Here is a 23,298-nt window from a genome sequence, read left to right as displayed (position 1 = left end):
GGACTGCCTGCAGGTACTTATTACCTCAGACTGGAAAACAATACCACAGGCTGTGTAACCCCTGCCGCTGACCTCATCGAGTTTATCATCGACGAAGAAGCAGTGAACCCTGTAATTTCTTTGGCAGCCAAGACAGAAGATACCTACTGTGACAATACTGGCAATGTAGGAGATGGAACATTAAGCATTAGTATTAATGATGAAGGTGTAGCAGGCGATCCAGATGACTTTACAATAACATGGTATAGAGGTACTATAGCTCCTGCTAATGAGATCTTCCCTGCAGATGGTGGGTCAAGAGGTGCTACTGCTAGTGCAAGTGGTAACCTAACCAGCTTGTCCGGGTTGGCAACAGGAAACTACACAGTAGTAATTACCAAAGACCTGGGTGATACTCCTGGAACTGGTAATGAAGGATGTACAGCATCTGCCGTATTTAATATTGGATCTAATGACAATATTCCGACGCTCAATGTCTCGGCTATCCAGGCGAACACTGAGCCAGATACGCTTTGTGTAGGAAACAGTGGAACGTTAATTATTAATGATGCGGATATTGATGGGGTCCTTGATGACTATGAAGTAACCATAAGAGAGGGTTCGGCAGCAGGACCAATTGCCGGAACATTCACCAATAATGGTTCCCCTACTATCACCTTGAATAATCTGGTAGCTGATGATTACTACATATTTGCTGAGAATACCACAACAGGTTGTTTCGCAGCAACGGCAATTGTAAATGTGAAAGACTCTGTGAGGAATCCTCAGATTTCGCTCGTGAGCGTGACACCTAATGAAGATTGTGGTGGAGGTATTGCAATTGGCGGACTAGAGGTAATCATTGATAGTCAGTTTGATGAAACAGATCATTTCACCGTCCAGTGGTTTACTGGTGCTGGAGCAGTTCCTGGAAATGAAATCGGAGGAGCGAATAGTGTTGTTCTATCTAATGTTACGGGAGGAACATATTCTGTAGAAGTTGAGAATACCAATACCAATTGTGTACGGTCAAGAGACTTTATTATTCCTACGCAAGATGAATCATTATTTATCACTGATTATTCCATTGATAATGTGAGTGCGTGTTTCGATAACGGAAGCTTCGCTGTAACAGAGATTTCCTTTAATGGAGTGTTGAGAGACTCAGCACAGATGGTTATTGATGGAGTATATGCAATCGAAGTTTATAACTCTAGCAATGTGTTGACTGGAACTGCTGGAACAGATCCAAACGACCTGTTTGTAGAAGGATTGGGAGTTGGTACGGATTACTATGCGATCATTAGAAAGACAGACTCTAATTGTGAGTCTGATCGAATCTACTTTGATATTACTGACCTGATAACACTTCCTGACCTACAAGTGACGTTAGCAGCTGCTGACACTTCCTGTGTGGGTGGTACTCCAACAGGTTCTTTATCTGCAGAAGTAGACGGTCAGGATGATTCGAATAGCAACTTCAAATTTGAATGGTATAACTCGACCGGAAACCTGGCGGTAGATACAGCGGGTGCGCCGATTGCGACTACTTCAACAATCACAGGGTTGTCAGCGGGAACCTATGTGGCATGGACACTGAACCGTTCGAGCCAGTGTACAAATGCACTTGAATTTGAAGTGCCAAGCGAACCGTCTGATCTGGCTATCACAGCCGTTTCAACTACAGGTGCTACCAATTGTGCTCCTGGTAACGGATCCATTACTGTAACGGGCGTAAGAGAAGGTGTAATCGCTGATTACACATTCGACATCTACGATGGAGACCCGGCTGGTGGTGCAGCCATCGTATTTACCGGCGCTACGTGGAATGCAGCCGCTCCGGGAACCTACTTTGTGGTTGGAACTCACAATGATCTTAACTGTGTCACTCCTCCTTACCAGGTTACTGTGAATGACAATTCCATGCCACCATCCATCACTTTGGATGAATTCGATTTCCAGGCGAATTGTGATCCGGGTAATCCAAATGGACGATTGTTAGTCTTGGCTGATGGTAACCCTGAAAATGCGACGTATGACTTTGAGTGGTACTATGGTACAGATGATTCCAACCCTCTTACCTCTGATGATCTCACAAGTGGGGTGAATCTTGCAGGTGCTTCTACTAATGAGGTGTCAGGAATTGAAGCTGGCTTCTATACCGTTGTGGTAACGAACAATATCACCGGGTGTACATCAATGGAGACATATGAAATGGTGGATAACATTCCTAACCCAATTGCTATTTCAACGTCAACATCGGCTAATACCAACTGTACAAGTCCTAATGGTAAAATGGCTGCTTCAGTGATCACACTGGCACCAGGTAGATCGATCTCGGACTATAGCTTCTACTGGTTCATTGGTAATCTTTCTACAGTTGGCACAAATCCTGATCCTCTGGGAGCGGATTATACAGGCACGCTTGTAGAAGATATTCCAGGTGGAGATTATGTTGTCTTAGTAATAGACGATATAGATAATTTCTGCGTATCAAATGCCACAGAAGTAACCGTAGAGGATGCAACCACTCCACCGAGCTATACGCTTGAGACAAGTGACGTTACCGTTTGTTTTGACGATAAAGACGGATATGCATCGGTAAGCGTACCAGATTTATCAACGGTAGATATTGCCTGGTATGATGATGCAAGCAATCAGATCGGTTCTACATTCTACATTGATTCATTAGACGCAGGAATGTATTCAATTGAATTGACTCACGTAATTACCGGATGTATTGCAACAGAGGTCTTTGAAATATTGAATAATGCCGAGACACCAAATGCACCAACAGTGATTGTAAACAATGGCAGAACTAACTGCTCGTTTGCCAACGGTAGCGCAATTGCAAATGTGGATGGTATCACGAATAACTACCTGTTTGAATGGTTTGATCCAAACGATATGAATACACCGTATGCAACTGGATCTGAGGTATTTAACCTGGACACAACCACATACCTGGTTAGAGCTACAAACCTGGCTACAGGGTGTGAATCTCCAATGACTTCAGTAGATATTGGATATGAGGTAGTTGATCCTGAATACGAGGTGGTATTTAATAACTCTGTATGCTTGAGAACAGAAGATGGTTCTACCAATCAGTTTACAGGTACTGCAGTCATCCAGTTTGATGAATTCAATCTTGCAACAGATTACGAATGGAGAGATTCCAACGGAACACTTGTAGGTACAGAGTCTCGATTGATAGATGCGTATCCAGGCGATTACACTGTAACATTTACAGCCGAGAATGGGTGTTCTTACGAAGCTTCATTCACCATTGAAACATCGTTGACGATTTACAATGGAGTATCTGCGAATGCGGATGGTAAGAATGACTTCTTCTTAATCGACTGTATAGATTATTTCCCTAACAACAACGTTAAGATCTACAACCGTGCAGGTCAACGACTTTTCGAAGTTGATGGGTACAACAATACCGATGTTCGATTTGAAGGATTTAGTAACGTTGGTGGTGGAGGCCTTCAGTTGCCAGCCGGTACATACTTCTATATCATTGACTTAGGCAATGGTGAAGACCCTGTACAAGGATTTTTAGAATTAGTTCGGTAATTTTAGCTGGAATGAAAAAATTAACGATTGTATTTTCTTTCATGATGATGGTTTGCTGTGCATTTGCACAGCAACGCCCTGTCATGTCCACATATATGTTTAACGGGCTGTCTTTGAACCCCGCATATGCAGGAAGCTTGAATATCTTGAGTGCCAGCTTTATTCACAGGAAGCAATGGATAAATGTGGATGGAGCACCCAGATCAAATATTCTTTCCGTTCATAGTTCATTCTATGGAAACCAGATAGGACTTGGTTTGCAAGCTGCCGAAGATGTGATTGGGATACATAAGGAATCCTCTCTTTATGTCAGTGGCGCTTATAAGATCAAAACCAGTGCAGGAATTCTCGCTATGGGTCTTTCTGGTGGATTTGATAATCGAAGGTCGAACTTTGAGGATTTGAATCTTTTGAGAGAGGATGATGAATTACTGTCGGGTACCCCTACCCGATTCACACCCAACTTTGGTACCGGAATTTATTTTGCCAATCCAAGAATGTATGCCGGAATATCCGTTCCGTTTATTTTGGAGAACACCTTGTACGAAGTTCAGGCAGAAGATGGCACTACAACAGAAGGTAGAGAAAGCAGATACTACTACGCCACAGGTGGGGTAATTTTCGACATTAATCAAAATGTGAAATTTAGTCCTTCGGCACTCTTTAGATATCAGGAACAGAGCCGTGTAGGCTGGGATTTGAATGCAACCATTATTTTTGATGGAATAGCCTACGCGGGTGTTTCCTATCGAAGTGGGGATGCTATAGTTTTTCTTACTCAGCTGATTCTCAACGAGAACTTTAGAATTGGATACGCCTATGACGCAACAGTAAATGCTTTGGCGAATAACTCCAGGGGAACACATGAGATCATGCTCAACTATCGTGTGAAATTAAGGAACTACAAAAAAGATCCTCAATGTCCGGTTTATTTCTGACCCTCTTTGCTAATATCTGATAGCAAGGCGTTTATCAGTGATAGCAACAAGCTAAATATCAATGCCCACCAAAAACCATGGACGTCAAAACCCGGCACGATAGCATCTGCCATAAGAATAATAATTGCATTGATCACCAACAGAAAAAGCCCGAGTGTAAAAACTGTTAAGGGAATGGTGAATAATATTAGCAATGGCTTAACCGAAGCATTCAACAAGGCTAATAGCACAGCTACTATCACCGCAGTGATAAAATCATCTACATAAACTCCCGGTAATAAGTATGAAGCAATAATTACCGCAATCGATGAAAGAAGTATTTTAACTAGGATATTCATTTTTCATTTTCTTTAAACCAACCTGCGTACATGGTGTAATTCCCTGCAATTCTACCAAGCATTTCCTTATTCTCCGCATCCATACTTTTAAGTTTCTTACCAGGAACACCTCCATAAACAGAATTAGGCTCTACAACAGTTCCTTCCAACACTACCGTCCCTGCCCCGATAATGGATCCGGATTTAATGACCGCATTGTCTAATACTATAGCCCCTATTCCTATCAAAACATTGTCTTCTATCGTACAGCCATGCACAACAGCATTATGACCGATGGATACGTTATTACCGATTGTCGTTCCTGCTTTTTTATAAGTCCCATGGATGGTTACATTATCCTGAATATTGGAATTATTCCCAATTCGAATAAAGTTAACATCTCCTCGAACCACTGCATTAAACCACACTGTGCAATTGTCACCCATTTCCACCTCCCCTACTATCGTGCTATTCGGTGCAAACCAACAATCCTTTCCATGTTTTGGGGCAAAACCCCTCACCTCCTGAATGTGAGCCATTTTTTCTTTTAAATCTATATAAAATCAATTCCCTAAGTGCTGACAAAATGTCATTACACTTTCTATCTTTGCGACATGCAAGGATTGATAGCAGACATAGATTTACTTGAGGAAGAGAAAAATCAACCTGAATCGTGTGATTTTAAGACCACCGAAGATGACGGCACGACTGCACGAAGAAAGCTGTATATAGAGAGCTACGGTTGTCAAATGAATTTTTCGGATAGTGAGATTGTCACCTCTATTCTCAAAAAAGAAGGGTATGGGACTACCTCTTCCCCTGAGCATGCCGATGTAATTTTGATCAATACATGCTCCATTCGTGAAAAAGCGGAACAAACGGTACGAAACCGCCTTAATTTTTTTAATGGAGTAAAAAAGAAAAACAAAGATGTTACCGTCGGTGTACTGGGTTGCATGGCAGAGCGCCTCAAGTCCAAGTTGCTGGAGGAGGAGAAAATTGTTGACCTGGTACTGGGTCCTGATGCATACAGAGACCTACCTAAACTGGTAAAGCAGGCCGAGGAAGGTGAAAAAGGAATCAACACTTTCCTGTCAAGGGAAGAAACATATGCAGACATATCCCCAGTTAGATTAAACTCAAACGGGGTGACCGCCTTCATCTCTATCATGCGTGGATGTGATAACATGTGCTCATTCTGTGTGGTACCATTTACACGAGGCAGAGAAAGAAGTCGCGATCCGCACTCGATTGTAAAAGAAGCACAGGAGCTATTTGATAAAGGGTACAGAGAGGTGACGCTTCTTGGACAAAATGTAGATTCATACAAATGGTCTCCGGTAGAAAACAATAAAGCTCGTCTAAATAAGAAAGATGACGTTGATGAGATTGTGAACTTTGCAAATCTCATCGAAATGGTAGCCAAAGTACACCCAGACCTCAGAGTGAGATTTTCTACCTCCCACCCAAAAGACATTACTGATGAGGTGCTTCATACCATGAAAAAGTATGAAAACATCTGCAACTATATCCACCTGCCTGCTCAAAGTGGAAACTCACGAGTACTTGAATTGATGAATCGAACCTACGATCGGGAATGGTATATTAATCGTGTGGATGCGATACGAGATATTTTAGGTGAAGAATGTGGCATCAGTTCTGATATGATTGCAGGTTTCTGCTCTGAGACAGAAGAAGAACATAGAGACACCCTCACACTGATGGACTATGTGAAGTATGATTTCTCCTACATGTTCTTTTATTCCGAGAGACCTGGCACACTTGCTGCTAAAAAATATGAAGATGATATTCCGCTTGAAGTAAAGAAAAGAAGGCTTCAGGAAATCATAGATAAACAACGGGAAATATCTCTGGAAAGAAATAGACTGGACATTGGTAAGGAATTCAATGTATTGGTAGAAGGTAAAAGCAAGCGTTCTGAGGAGCAAATGCAAGGAAGGAATTCAGCCAACAAAGTGATCATTTTTGAAGCAGACGTTCCAAAAGGCACATATGTAAATGTCCGTGTGAATGACTGCACACCTGCTACCTTATTCGGTGAAATAGTATGAGTTTAAAAATTGATTCAGAAGTTCAGGCAATAAAGCAGCGATTTGAGATTGTTGGCAATTCCAGCAAACTCAACAATGCCATAAGAGTAGCCATGCAGGTTGCTCCTACGGATATGAGCGTGCTCATTACCGGGGAAAGTGGTGCAGGAAAAGAATCCTTCTCAAAAATCATTCATAGCCTCTCGCACCGTAAGCATGGACAGTTTATAGCTATCAACTGTGGTGCAATTCCCGAAGGAACCATTGATTCTGAACTATTTGGTCATGAAAAGGGTGCGTTTACCGGGGCAACAGGAGACCGAAAAGGTTACTTTGAGGTAACCGACGGTGGCACCATCTTCCTGGATGAAATTGGTGAAATGCCACAAAGTACACAGGCAAGATTGCTTCGTGTATTGGAAAATGGTGAGTTCATCAAGGTGGGCTCATCCAAAGTCCAAAAATCTGACGTTCGCGTAATTGCTGCTACCAATGTAGATCTTTTGGATGCAGTCAATAAAGGGAAGTTTCGTGAAGATTTATATTATCGATTGAGTACCGTCCCTATTTATGTTCCTGCATTAAGAGAGCGTGGAGATGATGTGGTACTATTATTCAGGAAGTTTGCTTACGACTTTTCTGAAAACTACAAGACAGAGCCTATCAAGCTTTCTGATGATGCCAAAGAATACCTCAAGTCACACAGGTTTCCGGGCAACATACGGCAACTTAAAAACCTAGTCGAGCAGATCAGTGTGCTAAGCGTGGAGCGAGAGATTTCATTGGAACAGCTTCAAACATACCTGCCACGTACGGGAAGCAACCTCCCTGCCCTGATCAATAAAGAAGAATCAAAAGACAACTTTACTGAACGCGACATCTTATATAAAGTGCTCTTCGACATGAAATCTGACATGGCTGAGCTGAAAAAGCTAGTGTTTAAAATGTTGGATGGAGATGATAGTGACAAAGAAATTCTGGAAGATCATAAAACCCTCTTCCAAAACATTGATTCTTCCCATGCTCGCCTGGAGGAGTACAAAGAGGAAAAACCTAAATCTGAAGATGAGCCAACATTGGTGATATCATCCAGCCAGGACGATTATGATTCTGAAGTAGAGGATATTACACATGAAATGGAACTGGAAGACTCCCTTTCCCTTGAGAAGAAAGAGAAGGAATTGATAATCAAGGCCTTAAGAAAAAATAACAATAAACGAAAATATGCTGCCGAGGATCTCGGTATTTCGGAACGAACTTTGTACAGGAAGATAAAGCAATATGAACTTGAGAACCTTTAGTCTTATTCTTTTCATTCTGTCAGTAGGCCTCAGCAGCGGATGTGGCGTGTATTCATTCACCGGTGCGTCAATTTCACCGGATACAAAGACCATTACCATTTCCACCTTTTACAACAATGCACCACTGGGGCCCTCCAACATGAGTGTATTGTTTACAGAGAACATCAAAGACTACTTTCAACAGAATACCAGCCTGGAATTAGTAGATAATAATGGCGATTTACAAATTGACGGTTATATCTCCAATTACACCATTACGCCGGTAGCTGCTACATCGGGAAACCAGGGACAAGCGGATTTTTCAGCGCTATCCAGAATCACCATAACTGTCTCAGCTACATACACTAACGTCAATGATCCTACCTTCGATTTTGACAAAACATTCTCTTTTTTCAAAGATTTTGACAATAACACTACCGATTTGGCAGCAAATGAAGAAGCCTTCGTAGAAGAGATATTTGACCAAATAGTTTTAGATATCTTCAATGCTTCCGTGGCAAATTGGTGATTTTGCTTAATTTTAGCTTGAACACCGTTAGCTAATCCTGTGAACAAAACAGAGTTAATCACCTATCTAAGAGAACCTAATAAGCTTTCTCCGGAGCAGCTAGATGAGCTGGAGTCAATAGTGAACGAGCATCCCTATTTTCTCAGCGCCCGCCTACTTTTAGCAAAAGCAAGCAAGGAGAATAACCACCCTGAGACAAAAAAAAGAGTCGCTTCTGCTGCCATCTACTCTACCGACCGTGTGTTGCTTAAGAAATACCTCAGTGGCAACCTTTTCTTCCTTCATCAACCTGCTGAGGTGGAAGAGCCTGAAGTTGAAGAAAAAAAACCTACTGAAAAAGCTAAACAAGCAGATCAGAAACCTGTTGAAGCAACACAAGCACCCCAATCTTCTCCACCAGAGCCAAAAGAGAAAGTAGCAGAGAAAAAACCAGAGGCCCCTCAAGCTAAGGAAACCAAAGAACCTAAACCTGTAGTCAAGTCTAAGGAGCAGGATATAGTCGCTGAGCCGTCTAAGGAAAGAACAGATAAGCGCCCAAGCGCTGTAAAGGAGCAAGAGCCTAAAAAACCACAACCAAAAATACCAGAGCTACCCTCAGGTCATTTGGACTCCATTCTTGAAGATCTTCAACGTGACATGGAGAACCTGAAATCTTCCCGAGCCAAATTTGCTCAGGTTCAGGAAAAGATTGAGGAAGACGATGCTGTCTCAGCCGCTTTGAAAAAAGCTACCGATCTAACACAGTCTCATGCTAAGTCTGACCAACCTGAAGATACTGATAAGAAAGAAAAACCTTTGGGTGTAGCACAGGCACCAAAGGCTGACGTATCACCTGAAACTACTGAAGAGAAGCCTAAAGCAGAAGAGCCTAAAGCAGAAGAGCCTAAAGCAGAAGAGCCTAAAGAAGAGGAGCCTAAAGCAAAAGAGATTAAAGATGAGGAGCTTAAAGATGAGAAATCAGATAGTGAAGACATCTCTGATTTGGACACAGCCAAACTTATCGCTGAGGCAAACAAGCTAGCTGAAGAAACTAAAAAGACTGCTTCGGACATAACAAGACAAGCTTTAGAAGCAGCACAAAAGGCGAAAGCAGAAGTAACTCAAGAGGAAGAAGCAAAGTCTACTGCAAAACCAGCAGAAAAGAAGGAAGAGTTAAAAGCTGAGTCAGCAGAAAAGGTAGAAGAGCCAAAAACAGACAAAAAAGAATCTAAAGAGCAGCCTGCCGAGAAGAAGGAAAAGCCGATTGAGGCTAAGGAAGAAACCAAGAAAACGGAAGAAAAGGTCGAAGCGAAAAAAGAAAAAGAGGCGAAAGAAGACGATAAGGATTCGAAAGGGGAAGAAAGAGCAGAGCGTGTCATCCGGGAACCGCGCTTCTCACGCTTCCAAACACGAAGTACGCTTAAACCACCAGAGGACTTTGATACAAGCTTTCTGGATATTGACGAGCCTGAAACTGGCAACAAGCCTGACGCAAAAAAAGCTGAGTCAGTAAAAGAGCAAAGTAAGACAGAGGATAAGCCAAAATCCAAAAAGGAAGACACCTCTGAAGATCAAGCACCACAGAAGGCAGCCGAAGAAAATAAAGAAAAGAAGGTAGAGACCAACGAGGAACTATCAAAAGAGCCTGCCGCCAAGAAAAAAGACGATCAGAGCAAGGAGGATGATGTAGATGGCAAATTCAGACTTCCTGATCTCTCCAAGGCGAAACCTGTTCAAAGAAAGAGTCCAAGGCGTTCTAAATCCGTCCGGGATGAGGTCTCAGTGGAGAATAAAAAAGAAGAGGACAAGGACACTGAGAAAAAAGTAGAATCAAAAGAAGCAGAAAAGAAGAAAGAGGTAAAAAAGGACGCTAAGCCCAAGGCTTCTGCTAAGAAGGAAGAAAAGAAAACCACCACTTCAGGGAAAAAAAGTACTACAAAGAAAGAATCGAAAAAGAAGGCCGGTAAAGAAAAGACAACCGCTAAGTCTAAGTCGACCAAGAAAGAGGAAAAGAAAGATGACGACAAGTCTGATCAAAAATCTCAGCAGGACATCATTGATAAGTTCATTAAGGAGTCCCCTACCATAAAATATCAACGGAAAGAAGAAGTCAAAACAGAAGACCTTGCGGAGCAAAGTGCCGCATGGGATCCCAACTTAGCATCTGAATACCTTGCTGAGATATACCTGCATCAGGGAAATAAAAAACGTGCAATCGAAATCTATGAGGCTTTAAGCTTGAAATATCCGGAAAAAAAATCTTACTTTGCGGACTTAATTTCAAAGATTGAATAGATGTACGGAATAATAGTAACCCTGATTGTCATTGTCGCTGTGTTGTTGATCCTTGTTGTGCTAGCACAAAATCCAAAAGGTGGAGGACTTTCCAGTCAGTTTGGAGGATCTGGTACAACCCAGCTGATGGGTGTGAAGAAAACAGGTGACCTTCTTGAAAAGCTAACCTGGGGGTTCGCTATTGCACTATTGATCCTTTCTGTATCTACCAATTTCATTCAACCGGATGTTGAGCAGGATGTTCTAACTAGCCCTAACATTGATAACGCACAGACCACACAGCCTGCTATTCCGCAAGGTATTCAGCCTGCAGAATCTGATGCCTCTGGGTTAGAAGACCTGACAGAAGGTACAGCAACTGATAGTACTGGAAATTAATTTTTCGAAATCCTGACCAATAAAAAAGGCGGCTCCTTGAGCCGCCCGTTTGCATAGCCTAAGCTTATGCTGCCTTAGTTATTCTTTACAATTCTTAGCGTAATTGCATTACTTTCATCAGGCTTGATAGTCATTAAGTAAACTCCCTCTGATAGTTTACCTAGTGAAACTTCTTGGCTATTCTTCCCTGAATAATACTCTTTACCTACCGTATCTAATAATTTGACCTCATACGGCTGACTTATATTTTGAATAAACACCTTGTCATTTGTCGGATTGGGATACACTTGAATATCAGCCCCTGTTAACCCCAGAGGCCTCTCCTCAATATTTGTGGTCCACTCCTGTGTGGTAATACCATCTTCAGCAGTGACAGTATATATCACTGTATTGGTAAAATCCTGAGGTCCGGAAGGTGAAATGCTTGCTCCTGATGAAATGGTTATCGAGGGATTTAGTATGGAAAGATCAGTACCTAACTCAACAAGCATGGATATGGTATGATTTACATCATCTATGGTTGCCGGGCTAAACTGCTCTTGCAAACTAAAAGTCAAAATGTCCGTCTCATCCGATAATGCAGGTGCAGACCGGGTAATTATCAAGTCATCAAATGAAGTGCATCCTGCTAAGTCATTTACAACCGTCCATCGGACTTCTGTCTGACCTTCCGAAATTCCACTCAATGTTGTATTGGGATCATTTGCATTAGCGAATGATCCGGTACCGGAAATAATTGACCAGGTTCCGGTTTCTCCACTTGCCGGAGCAGTTGCTGCCAATGTGGTATTATCTGATGTAACATTCTGATCCGCACCAGCATTAGCACTAGGGTTACTTTCTACCGTAACTGAGATTTCTTTACTAACCGCACATCCCGCCTTATCGATTGTCAAAACAGCCGTATAACTACCAGCTGAGAGATATGTAAATGATGTATTCCCTGCTGTATTATCGTCTTCAGATCCATCATTATCAAAATCCCAGCTATAGATATCTCCTGCTTCAGTGTCCGTTGATAGATCTGTAAAATCGGTAGCTGTGCCTACACACACGGTATTGGCAGAAAAATCAACAGTAGCTCCAGTGCATATATCAAAATTGGCCATTTCTGTAATACTGTAGCTGCCATTACCATTAAATACTCGCACTCCCAAAGTATAATTTCCATGGGGGAGATCGCTTGTTTCCAAGGTATAGTCATCGTCTATGCTGGATACCGCTGGATCTATAGCTATTTCAGAACCTGAACCAATACCCGGATCGGAATCAATGAAATATTCAATCCCGGAAAGGTTACCATTTGATCCAGTAGCCACAAGATTATCAATGTAAAAAACCTGCGATTGATGCATACCCCATACGCCATCGTTATCTTTTGCTCTTACATGTAGTATGTGAAATCCGGTAGATAATGAGGTGGTAGTGAACAGCGCTTGCATATCTATTGTCTCACCCGGACTGACAGTAAAAGAAGTACCATTACCAAAGCCCGGATCTGTGTCAAAAAAGTACTCCATCTCAGTAATGATTGTAGAAGCACTTGATTGACTAACGTAAAATACCTGAGATTCATGAATCCCCCAGGTACCGTCAGAATACCTGGCTCGCACTACCAACTCGTGAAATCCGACCGAAAGTCCGGAGGTATTAATTGAAATATCAACATCCTGATTAACTCCGGGAGTAATGGAAATAGCCGTACCATTTCCAACTCCAGGATCTGAATCCAGGTAGTATTCCATGCCGAAAATGGACGATTGCGAGAATACACTTATTGCCATCAATAGTAAAAACAGGATTAGATAAAGCCTGAATTGCCATGATGCCATTTTAAACCGACTAGTCATTAGTGATATTTCCTTTAGCCTTGATAGTAACCTGGAGATCCACACCTTGAGAAATGACAGAAGGTAAAGTCAAAGACTGAATAACGGGCAGGAAAGTTCCTTCCGTGTTGAAGGGAATAGATCCTCCCGTTGGACCAATATCTGTCCCGTCCGTACCAGCATTAAGCACAGGAGAACCAACCATGGGTGTGATGTCAAAGTCATAGCTCCAATCGCCAGTTGTTTCCGTCACATTGGTAAGCATTGGGTCTACTCCTTCCAAATTTCCTGATCCTGTATTTCCATTTGTACCTAATGGGAAAGCATCGGATGAAGAACTGAAGCTTATATTATTTTGATACGTATTGTCAGCACCAAGTCCTCCCCATGAGCTCGGGGTTGAGTTCAGGAAGATGTTGTTTCGAATGACCGAATTGTCTATGTCATGCAAGGCTATTCCGGTAGAGCCATTAAAAAATAGATTATTCTGCACTGTCATTGCGTTCCCCTGGACAGTCCCAGCGGCGCAGCACCTGCTCTTTATTATGTTATTTTCTATGATTACTCCGGAAGAGTTATTTAGTTCAAAACCTTGCGCATCACTCGTAGAGTTAGAAGAATTAACCACACAATTTCGTACCACCAAGCCTGAAATGCTATTAGGTGATCCAGGTCCATAACCTGCTCCACGAATTCTATGAAATTCGCAATTTTCAACTAGCACATTAGATACCGTGTGAGGAGTCGTCGTACTGATCGCAAGACTGATATCATCCACATGAAGCCCTGAGATGCGAGAGCCGGAGGCGCCCGTATTATCAAACCGCAGTTCATCTACCATAGATCTAAGCCCCATATCACTGGTAGGATTTAGTCCTATACCGATAATGGTGAGAGACTTATCATTAATTAATCCATCATTGTAATCGTTCGGACTTGGTACTACATGGATGATGTCGCCGGAAACTGCAGCATCTATCGCATTTTGCAACGCATTGGTCCCCGTATATACGTTGGTGCCTCCCACTGCCCCCGGATTATTGTTTGCTATCCGGACAGTTTGAGCGACAGAGGTAAATGTGCAAGCTATAGCTGCACAAATCATTATTAGTTTTTTCATCAGACTGTATTGTTTATAGTGATCAATTAGTTTCATCTACCTAGTAGACTGATAACTTTTATATTTTTCCCGGATTCATTTGTGATTTTTATAGAAAGTATCGAAAATCGGGAAATAAGGCTACTTTGCGAGTCTTCTAAATAGCATGATGCACGTATCAGCCAATAAGCACGGGAATGAAGAGTCTTTGTGGCAAAAATTTGCTGCAGGAGATAAGACGGTCTTTGGTGAACTCTACTCCTATTATCATCGCAGTTTGACAGCCTTTTGTATTGGCAAAATCGGCAGTGTGGAGCCAGCAGAGAATGTGGCCTCAGAGGTGCTCATCAAGTTATTGCAATATGACAAAGTGCATGATATCGAAAATTTTGAGGGATGGCTTTTTCATGTAGCAAAAAATGAATGTCTCACGTATTTAAGTAAGGTTGAACGAAGGAGAAAGCTACTGAATGATAACTATCAACTAGAACACGAGAAGCTCCCGGATATTGAAATGAGGTTTTCTATGGAAAACATTGATGAAATGATCAGATCGACCCTTGATGAAAAAAGCTATCAAATATGGCAATTGCACCAACAGGGCTATGATAACCAAGAGATTGCTGAAATGGTCAAAGCCACAGAAAAAACGGTAGCCAACAGAAAGTCAGCGGCCAGAGCTAAACTGAAAGAAGTATTCAAAAAAATAAATCAATAGCAACGTGAAACCCCAATATAACTATGAATTGATCAAAGATTTCCTCAACGGAGTTCTGGATTCTTCAACCATGAATCAGATGCGAGAGCTGCTCATCAAAGATGAGACAGCAAGGGAGATTGCAAGGGGTATTTTAATCCTGGAAGAGCAATTTAAAAATGATCTTGAAGTGGATCTTTACCTGGATCGAATATTGAAAAACAGACAGGTGTTGATCCAGAATCAACTGAGCAGAACTATGTCATTCAGCTATCTGAAAATAGCGGCATCTGTAGCGGTGATCCTGGTATCTGCTTTCGCAGTTTACTACCTCACCAGACCTACGATGGAAGATCTTCTGGCTCACGAGCTTGAAAATCCTTATGTGATTTCTACTCCGCTTCGAAATGGTCAGGGGTCTACTGAATTGAGTGATGCCTTTTCTGCCTATAGCAGTGGCAATTACGAAAAAGTTATCGTTCACCTGGCTGATACAAGTACTGCGCAAACCATCTTTCTTAGAGGATTAAGCTTTCTTTACTCTGGAGATTACCAAGCCGCGGTAAAAGAGTTCTCCAAAAAAATGCTGAAGAACAGCCGCTTCGAAGAGCAAGCAAGATGGTACCTGTCTGTTGCTTATGTAAAAATGAGAAAATGGGAGAAAGCCAAAGATGTTCTGAACATTATCGTGAATTCGACCCGTCACTATAAACAAGAAGAAGCTGAAAAACTCCTTGATTTTATCAATGCTTAGCGGGAAAGATTTTCCCCCTGAAAAAGAGAATCACGGCAAGTAAAAACACCAAGATATAAATAAGCACCTTGCTGGTAGTGTTCGTATCAGAGATTGGACTCATATCTCCCAGTGCAACAAAGCTACCCCAAAAGAATGGATGCTGATACAATGGATCATTCGTATTCTTCAGGTAATGCAGCTGGGCCTTTCTTAATGCTTCGTCTTTTGCATCTCCTGCCTTCAGGTTCTTGTAAAACTCAACCATAATCTGATGAGTAGATTCATCAGGTAGCTTCCACATACTCATGACTACACTGGGGCATCCCACATAGCTAAAAGCTCTCGTAAAGCTTATTGGCCCCTCTCCTTCCTGAAAAGTTCCTCCTCCACTGCTGCAGGCGCTCAAAACCACCAATGAGGCATTGAGATCCAGGTTGTATATTTCATCAATAGTGAGGTAGCCATCATTGAGGCTGTCTTGCTCATGATTAAATAGCAATTCGGAATATTCCGGATCTTCACTGTTTAGTAAACTATGCATCGCAAGATGGATGATTTTATATTCCCCTGCATGGGCTTTGAAATTACTCTCCGAAGCTTCCTGGTTGATCCATATTCGCCCTCCTACTAAATCGCTGATTTCCTGAACTTCCGCAATGGCCCCTGGTAAAGGAAGTTTTCCGTCTCGCACCAGCTCATAGGCCATTGGATGTTTACTCGAATCAAGATCAGCATATTGCGCTGCTTTATATGATGGGGCGAAACCAGCAAACCGGAAATTAGAAACTTCATCTTTTTCACTAAAATTCAGTGAAACAGAATACGCGTAACTGATATCATAATCATTCAGCAAATAATTGAGTCGGTCATATTCGATTCGATCTTTAGGAGCAGGCTGAGTCAGAAAAGTTCCAAAGCTTAGCTTACTCAGGCTTCCATCAGGAATAAGTAGAAGCTTTTCTACGTCCATTTTTTCTTCAATTGCGGGCTCAATTAATTCTTTAAATAGAAAATGAGAAGAAGAAACGAATAAGCTATCTGCCCGAGAAGGGTTGTCAACAATTAGGGCATTGTCTGTCAAACTTCTCCGGTATCCCTTGATAGCCTTTTTGATATTATCATTGGCAGAATACCGGTATACGTCAAATGCTTTATCACTGATTGCTAGTGTATAGATATCTTCGGTTCCTTCATAATATTCCAATAAAAGTGTTCCCGGTGGAAGTAGTGCATGTACCCCTGCGGGCTCTATGATGTGATTTTCATAGCGATAGGCATAATAATCCGAATATTCATCCTTTAACCTCTCTTTAAATTGCTCATAAGCATTCTGTGTTTGAAATACCTCGGTTTGATAAAATGCTATTTTTTCTTCATTACTTGCCGCCTTAGCATCTCTCAATTTCTCTTTAAAATAAGATAGTTCTACCCTAATATCCCTCTCTCTGTTGATTACACTATCAGGGACCCCTGAAAATCGTCTGGCCTCATTCTCCTGAATTCTAGCTGATAGAATAGGTGATTTACTTTTTTCAATAATGTAATAAAGTGCCTTTTTATATGGCTCTTCGCCAGTTTCTTCATAGAGCAGGTGAGCGGTCTTCACTGCGTCATTAAAGAAACTTCTTGTGTCCTTTGCTAACTGTGCGCGGGAGTCTTCAAGCTGGAATTCGGATCCTATCAAATCCAGTAGTTCAATTCCTTTATTGAATAGCTGAAGTGATGTGCTTAATTCATTAATATCAGATGTTTGCTCAAATCGCAATCGGTGGATGTTTGCAATTCTATGAAGGCTCGTAAGTGCCTTTTGTTTATGAGTGAGAGTATGAAGGTCAAATGTGACATTTCTTTCAAATTCATCTAAAGCTAGTGAATGCAGAGAGAGCCAATAATTATCAAGTGCGTTGGTTATATCTCCCTGATTTTTCTCAAGGTCTCCCAATTTTTGGTAAACGGTAGACACCTTATCATTCTTCTTACCTAGTCGGCTGATATAAATATTTAAACTCTCATTAAAATACATTCTTGCCTGCTTGAAATCCTTAAATTCCAGGCTGCTTTTTCCCAACCCAAAAAGAATGTCAGCCTCACTTCCTGTTCTCTGTCCGAGCTTCTTATAGATTTTCAATGCTTCAGAATAGAGCGACTGTTGTCGGTCAAATTCACTTATGCCTGCATAGTATTGTCCGGCTATGTTATAAATAGTGGCTCGGTATGGATGATCCTGAGGGAGATACTTTTCAGAGAGAAATAAAGCTCTTTCTATTGTTTTCTGTCCCTTGATCGCTTCACCTGCTTTGTGATACAATAGCCCAAGGTATGCGTAGTAGGTATGCAAGACGGGCGTTTGATCTCCGAACTTATCTTCTAAGATCAGGTTGCCTTGTTCGATAAACGGAATTGCCCTTCTGTAATCAAACATATTTCCATATAATGATCCCATGTTGTAGTAGCTAGCAGCTACATTTATATGTTTATCACCCAAGGTCTTCTTTCGTATATCAAGTGCCTGCTTAAAATAGCTTAACGCTCTTTCGTAATTTCCAAAACCTTTATAAGTATTTCCCACATCACTTAACGCATTCGACGTGCTGGGGTGATTCTTTCGGAGGAGTTTCCTCCTTATATCAAGTGCTTGTAAAGCATATTTCAAGGCCTCTTTCAAATCACCTTTTTGTACATACACCTTGCCCAGGTATAAATAAGTAGCTGATAACTCAAACGGATCCATTTCCGGGTGGGCAGTTCGGATGATTAACGCCTTATCAAGAAAAATTAAGGCAGAGTCATAGGCTGCAGAATAAATATGAAAATAACCCATCAGGTTATAGTTGAAAGAAATTTCGGGGCTGTCTGTACCGTATATTTTTTTCTTGATGGCTGTTGATTTATTCAGGGTTTGCTTGGCTTCCTTCCATCTGTTAGAACACCCTCCCATTGCCTTGGCTAATACATAATAACCTTCAGCCAACAGAAATTCATCAGTAGCTTGGTCGAGTCCCTGATTGATTACCAGGGATGCACTGTCACATTTACCAATATTGAGATAGCCCTCCCCTAATGCATAATAAGTCTTCACGATCTTATCAGTTTCGGACCTCTGATAGGAGAGCATCGCTTTTTTTAATACGCGTATTGTACTATCATAATATCCGTCATAGATTAGCTGTTCACCTTGCTGAAGCAGATTCTCTGCGTTCGTACTTTGACAGAACACAGGTATGAACGTTTTAAATGAAAACAGCAGACAGATAAGGAGTAAGCTTCGAACCAACTTGTTAATTTAAGGTAGAGCGTATGAAGCTACTAATATTTTTGCGGCTATCAAAGATGCTAAATGCCTATCTACATGTCTTTAATAAGTTATGAAACTGAAATTTTCCTCACCAGCATTCGCTTAGCTACAGGCAGCACAGTTTCATTAAGCGGAAATTTCAATTTACTCACTGCTAAATAGGTAGCTGGATTAGGTAGCTCTGTAAACTTCTTTGTTAGGCCCACTTTTATGTTTTCGTAGGTTTTACTGATGTTCCGAATTTCGTTCATTAGAAATTCGGTGGTCATGCTTCGGTACTTCTCTTCCGCATGCTCAAAAAAGGTGATCTGATAGCGATAAATAGAAACATCTCTTGACGATTCCTGATTGATGAACAGGTAACCTTCATCGGAATAGATTGGTGATACCCCGACCGGCTCCAGGTTGATCTGCTCCTCAACAAATTCATACAATTCCTTTCCTTCCTCCAGCATGCCCTTCATTTTAGGGATGGCAAATGAAATGATCTCTTCTATCTGCCGCATCACTTCATCATCATTCACGATCTTATCATAAGTCAGGCGAAGCTTATTGAAATCTGCCTTGCTCAGTGTTTCCGGAAAGCTGTCATACATCAGCTTCTTACTCTCCTTCACCTTAATCAGATTTCGATAATGGAATATCAAATCAGACATAAAAGGATACAGCTCGGATTGATTAAACCTTCTCCCCACGTCCTTCAAATAAGCAAGCAAAATGTACTTTTTGTACTCGTAATCAATAAGGCCTTCTGTCAGCCAGTCATGTCTTAAACTATCCATACATGTGAATTTTTAATCTAATTAATCTTAAAAATTAAACCTCAAATGTCAGTTTGTCAAGAGCTTAAACGTGGTTTTAGAGGAAAGTGACATGATATCCTGTAAAAATGTCATATTAACACACTAAGCATACTGACATTCATGTCTTGGCACATAAAATGATGATAGGCAAAACAGAAATCTGAATTCAACTAAACATAAACGTTTACAAACATGTCTAAAGTAAATTTCAAACCACTTGCTGACAGAGTTCTGGTAGAACCTGCTGCGGCTGAAGAAAAAACAGCGTCCGGAATCATTATTCCCGACACTGCAAAAGAAAAACCTCAAAGAGGACAAATTGTCGCTATCGGTACTGGTAAGAAAGACGAGCCTATCAACGTAAAAGTCGGAGACCAGGTGCTTTATGGAAAGTACTCAGGAACAGAGATCACCATCGATGGTAGAGAATTCCTGATCATGAAAGAAGCAGACATTTACGGAATCGTATAATTAAATCTTAAAACTGAAAATCAATAACAATCATGGCAAAAGATATATTCTTTAATACCGACGCAAGAGACAGCATCAAGACTGGTGTTGACATCCTTGCTGACGCAGTTAAAGTGACATTAGGACCAAAAGGTCGAAATGTAATCCTAGATAAGAAATTTGGTGCACCAACTGTCACTAAGGATGGTGTTTCTGTAGCAAAAGAAATCGAACTGAAGGAGCCAATCGAAAACATGGGCGCTCAGCTGGTAAAAGAAGTAGCATCTAAAACCGCAGATGATGCCGGTGATGGTACTACTACTGCAACTGTATTGACTCAGTCAATCTTCGGTCACGGTATCAAAAACGTAGCTGCTGGTGCAAACCCAATGGACCTGAAAAGAGGGATCGACAAAGCTGTTGCAGCTGTTGTTGAGAACCTTAGAAAGCAGTCGAAAGACATCAAAACTTCTGAGGAGATCGCTCAGGTAGCTTCAGTATCTGCCAACAACGATCCGGAAATCGGTAAGATGATTGCTGATGCAATGGACAAAGTAGGTAAAGACGGTGTGATCACTGTAGAAGAAGCTAAAGGTACTGAGACTGAAGTTAAGACGGTAGAAGGTATGCAGTTTGACAGAGGATATCTTTCTCCTTACTTCGTGACCAACACGGACAAGATGGAAACTGAGTTGGAAAACCCTTACATCTTGATCTACGACAAGAAAGTTTCTAACATGAAGGAACTTCTTCCTATCCTTGAAGCAACAGCTCAAACTGGCAAGCCATTGTTGATCATTGCTGAGGATGTAGAAGGTGAAGCACTTGCTACGCTAGTAGTAAACAAAATCAGAGGGTCACTAAAAATTGCTGCTGTAAAAGCTCCAGGTTTCGGTGACAGAAGAAAAGCAATGCTAGAGGATATCGCTATCCTAACTGGTGGTACAGTAATCTCTGAAGAAAGAGGATACAAGCTTGAAAACGCTACCCTTGATTACTTAGGTACTGCTGAGAAAATCAATATCGACAAAGACAACACTACTATCGTAAATGGTGCTGGCAAAAAAGAAGATATTGAAGCTCGCGTAAACCAAATCAAGCAGCAAATCGAGAACACTACCTCAGATTACGACAAAGAGAAGCTACAAGAGCGACTTGCTAAGCTTTCTGGTGGAGTTGCTATCCTATACATCGGTGCAGCTACTGAAGTAGAAATGAAAGAAAAGAAAGATCGAGTGGATGACGCATTGCACGCGACTAGAGCCGCCGTACAAGAAGGTATCGTAGCTGGTGGTGGTGTGGCATTGATCAGAGCGATGAAAGCGCTAGACGGTCTTACACTTGAAAACGAAGATCAGAATACCGGTGTAACCATCGTAAGAAACGCGATCCAGTCTCCTTTGAGAACCATCGTTGAAAACGCAGGTGGTGAAGCTTCTGTTGTAGTAAATGATGTATTGGCTGGAAAGGCGGATTACGGATTCAATGCTGCTACCGGTGAATATGTTAACATGTTCAAAGCTGGTATCATTGATCCTACAAAAGTGACCAGACTAGCGCTTGAGAACGCTGCTTCTATCGCTGCGCTCCTATTGACTACCGAGTGTGTAGTAGCTGAGGAACCGGAAAAAGAAGGTGCTGCCCCAGCTATGCCGGCTGGCATGGGCGGTGGCATGGGTGGCATGATGTAAGAAACATCCACGTTTATAGATATAGAAAGCCTGCTCCTTTGGAGTGGGCTTTTTCATTTTCAGATAGTAAGAAATGGGCCGCTCTATCCCACAAGGCCTTGGGCCCAGACCGGCACTAGCGTGTCGGGTCCTTTTGGTTACTACAATGATTGTCGATCCTTCGATACACTCCTTTCAGTCGCACTCAGGATGACAATCAATTGTATATGTCACTTTGAGTCTATCGAAGGATAGTTTCTATTTGTCACACTGAGTTTATCGAAGTGTAGGACAATTACGATAACTTAATTTGCCTGCCTACCGTCAGGCAGACTCTAACAGGCCACTCCATCCCTGGTGCGGGTCGCTGCTCCGATTATAGAATTTACATAACGAAAATAAACAATCATCCGTCTTTGCGAGAAGCGAAGAATGAGCGACGAAGTAATCTTACAATTTTGAATGGTATACAAGTGCTATGAGATCGCTTCGTTTCACTCGCGATGACGAAAGATATTTCCGTCATTGCGAAGGAACCTGCCTGCCGATAAAGGCAGGGAATGACTGAAGCAATCTCATCCATATGATTCTTTACTACAAAAGGTCCAAGCGGATGCTTGCGCTAGTTTTGTCTTTATATGCTTGGAATAGTTGTGGATAGATTATCTATTTAATAAACCTTCAAGGTATCTACCGATTTACCATTCCTCATTAAAAAATCAAGTTTCTTGATTCCAGCGCTATCGTAATATGTAAAAATTCCTGAGCTATAATCCTCTGATGACATAAACAAGTGGCCGTTAGGATAGAATTGTTTGAATTCACCAACACCTTTACCATTTTCATACATCATAATTATTTGTGGTTTACCATCTTGATAATAACCTAGTGTCGGCCCATGTGGTAAACCATTTCTAAACTCACTTATTGTTTCAGCTTGCCCGTTTGGATGGAAAAAAATCTCCTTTCCATGCTGTATAGTTGTATCCAAGTAATCTCGGTACAGAACAGTATTATTGTTCACCAAAACTCTCATTGATTTTAAAGAATCCTCTTTGTAGAGATACACTCGAGATGTATCACCATTTTCATGAAAAAGAATCCATTTACCATGTCTACTATTACCCTTGTAAGACCTTATCTCCTTCAAGGAGCCATCAGGATAATAAACTTCTTCTACGTTGCTTGAACAACTAATAATAATTAGTAAAAGAACAAATGATTTTCTCACACTTAATTTATTTTAATAACATTAGTTGGAAGAGATTCATCATAATAAGTATCCCATGCTGCCGCAAGTTTGCAACTTGTGGCCATTCAATCCAAGAACTCAACATCTATTAACCCCTTGACACCTGCATAATCTCTGGCACTTGAATACAAGTAATCTTCGG

Annotated in this window: 18 protein-coding genes; 11 read left to right on the top strand and 7 right to left on the bottom strand. The window is 41.5% G+C overall.

The features are described 5' to 3' along the window. Both ACXAH9_RS17085 and ACXAH9_RS17080 read left to right on the top strand, forming a co-directional pair. Window positions 1-3,558, top strand: a 3,558-nt coding sequence (locus ACXAH9_RS17085) for a T9SS type B sorting domain-containing protein (RefSeq protein WP_474896065.1), incomplete at its 5' end; no start/stop codon positions are given. Window positions 3,559-3,569: 11 nt separating this feature from the next. After that, window positions 3,570-4,496: a PorP/SprF family type IX secretion system membrane protein gene (locus ACXAH9_RS17080; protein ID WP_474896064.1), complete on the top strand. Its 927-nt coding sequence runs from the start codon at window positions 3,570-3,572 to the stop codon at window positions 4,494-4,496. Here ACXAH9_RS17080 and ACXAH9_RS17075 read toward each other — a convergent pair. Both ACXAH9_RS17075 and ACXAH9_RS17070 read right to left on the bottom strand, forming a co-directional pair. After that, window positions 4,487-4,834 (bottom strand): phage holin family protein, encoded by a 348-nt coding sequence (locus ACXAH9_RS17075; protein WP_474896063.1) that lies wholly within the window; start codon window positions 4,832-4,834, stop codon window positions 4,487-4,489. The two genes, ACXAH9_RS17080 and ACXAH9_RS17075, sit on opposite strands and share 10 nt — an antisense overlap. Continuing rightward, the gene (locus ACXAH9_RS17070; protein ID WP_474896062.1) at window positions 4,831-5,352 is read right to left on the bottom strand and encodes a gamma carbonic anhydrase family protein; all 522 of its coding nucleotides are present in this window, start codon (window positions 5,350-5,352) and stop codon (window positions 4,831-4,833) included. The genes ACXAH9_RS17075 and ACXAH9_RS17070 overlap by 4 nt, the downstream gene beginning before the upstream one ends. Window positions 5,353-5,427: 75 nt before the next feature. On the opposite strand from ACXAH9_RS17070, the gene miaB reads away from it, so the two are divergent. Genes miaB through secG form a run of 5 tightly spaced genes read left to right on the top strand, consistent with a single transcriptional unit; the run spans window position 5,428 to window position 11,325 of the window. Continuing rightward, window positions 5,428-6,885, top strand: coding sequence for a tRNA (N6-isopentenyl adenosine(37)-C2)-methylthiotransferase MiaB (miaB, locus tag ACXAH9_RS17065; protein WP_474896061.1), 1,458 nt, complete (start codon window positions 5,428-5,430; stop codon window positions 6,883-6,885). Beyond that, window positions 6,882-8,165 carry a sigma-54 interaction domain-containing protein gene (locus tag ACXAH9_RS17060; protein WP_474896060.1) on the top strand — a complete coding sequence of 428 codons (1,284 nt, stop codon included), beginning with the start codon at window positions 6,882-6,884 and terminating at the stop codon, window positions 8,163-8,165. The genes miaB and ACXAH9_RS17060 overlap by 4 nt, the downstream gene beginning before the upstream one ends. Next, window positions 8,152-8,673: an LPS assembly lipoprotein LptE gene (lptE, locus tag ACXAH9_RS17055; protein ID WP_474896059.1), complete on the top strand. Its 522-nt coding sequence runs from the start codon at window positions 8,152-8,154 to the stop codon at window positions 8,671-8,673. The genes ACXAH9_RS17060 and lptE overlap by 14 nt, the downstream gene beginning before the upstream one ends. 39 nt (window positions 8,674-8,712) lie before the next feature. Continuing rightward, window positions 8,713-10,947: a hypothetical protein gene (locus tag ACXAH9_RS17050; RefSeq protein WP_474896058.1), complete on the top strand. Its 2,235-nt coding sequence runs from the start codon at window positions 8,713-8,715 to the stop codon at window positions 10,945-10,947. Continuing rightward, window positions 10,948-11,325: a preprotein translocase subunit SecG gene (gene secG, locus ACXAH9_RS17045; RefSeq protein WP_474896057.1), complete on the top strand. Its 378-nt coding sequence runs from the start codon at window positions 10,948-10,950 to the stop codon at window positions 11,323-11,325. It begins immediately after the preceding gene. Between the two features lie 74 nt (window positions 11,326-11,399). Here the strand turns inward: secG and ACXAH9_RS17040 are convergent, their stop codons facing one another. Continuing rightward, window positions 11,400-13,157: a T9SS type A sorting domain-containing protein gene (locus tag ACXAH9_RS17040; protein WP_474896056.1), complete on the bottom strand. Its 1,758-nt coding sequence runs from the start codon at window positions 13,155-13,157 to the stop codon at window positions 11,400-11,402. Window positions 13,158-13,167: 10 nt separating this feature from the next. Continuing rightward, window positions 13,168-14,274, bottom strand: coding sequence for a right-handed parallel beta-helix repeat-containing protein (locus tag ACXAH9_RS17035; RefSeq protein ID WP_474896055.1), 1,107 nt, complete (start codon window positions 14,272-14,274; stop codon window positions 13,168-13,170). 145 nt (window positions 14,275-14,419) lie between these two features. Here ACXAH9_RS17035 and ACXAH9_RS17030 point away from each other — a divergent pair, with 145 nt between their 5' ends. Together ACXAH9_RS17030 and ACXAH9_RS17025 are read left to right on the top strand one after the other, a co-directional pair. After that, window positions 14,420-14,971: an RNA polymerase sigma factor gene (locus ACXAH9_RS17030; RefSeq protein ID WP_474896054.1), complete on the top strand. Its 552-nt coding sequence runs from the start codon at window positions 14,420-14,422 to the stop codon at window positions 14,969-14,971. Window positions 14,972-14,975: 4 nt separating this feature from the next. Then, the gene (locus ACXAH9_RS17025) at window positions 14,976-15,704 is read left to right on the top strand and encodes a tetratricopeptide repeat protein (protein ID WP_474896053.1); all 729 of its coding nucleotides are present in this window, start codon (window positions 14,976-14,978) and stop codon (window positions 15,702-15,704) included. Here the strand turns inward: ACXAH9_RS17025 and ACXAH9_RS17020 are convergent. Both ACXAH9_RS17020 and ACXAH9_RS17015 read right to left on the bottom strand, forming a co-directional pair. Then, the gene (locus ACXAH9_RS17020) at window positions 15,694-18,903 is read right to left on the bottom strand and encodes a CHAT domain-containing protein (protein ID WP_474896052.1); all 3,210 of its coding nucleotides are present in this window, start codon (window positions 18,901-18,903) and stop codon (window positions 15,694-15,696) included. The two genes, ACXAH9_RS17025 and ACXAH9_RS17020, sit on opposite strands and share 11 nt — an antisense overlap. Window positions 18,904-19,049: 146 nt before the next feature. Further along, window positions 19,050-19,763 (bottom strand): hypothetical protein, encoded by a 714-nt coding sequence (locus ACXAH9_RS17015; protein WP_474896051.1) that lies wholly within the window; start codon window positions 19,761-19,763, stop codon window positions 19,050-19,052. A 213-nt stretch (window positions 19,764-19,976) separates the two neighbouring features. On the opposite strand from ACXAH9_RS17015, the gene ACXAH9_RS17010 reads away from it, so the two are divergent. Together ACXAH9_RS17010 and groL are read left to right on the top strand one after the other, a co-directional pair. After that, window positions 19,977-20,255 carry a co-chaperone GroES gene (locus tag ACXAH9_RS17010; protein WP_350205683.1) on the top strand — a complete coding sequence of 93 codons (279 nt, stop codon included), beginning with the start codon at window positions 19,977-19,979 and terminating at the stop codon, window positions 20,253-20,255. A gap of 32 nt (window positions 20,256-20,287) precedes the next feature. Then, window positions 20,288-21,925, top strand: coding sequence for a chaperonin GroEL (gene groL, locus ACXAH9_RS17005; RefSeq protein WP_474896050.1), 1,638 nt, complete (start codon window positions 20,288-20,290; stop codon window positions 21,923-21,925). Window positions 21,926-22,574: 649 nt separating this feature from the next. Here the strand turns inward: groL and ACXAH9_RS17000 are convergent. Continuing rightward, entirely contained in the window at window positions 22,575-23,135 is a 561-nt protein-coding gene (locus ACXAH9_RS17000; protein ID WP_474896049.1) for a toxin-antitoxin system YwqK family antitoxin, read from the bottom strand. Window positions 23,136-23,298 lie beyond the last annotated feature (163 nt).

The sequence above is a fragment of the Ekhidna sp. ABH4_415 genome (assembly GCF_056161305.1).
Note: the sequence above shows the minus strand (reverse complement) of the source record. Positions and strands in the feature narration are given on the sequence as shown.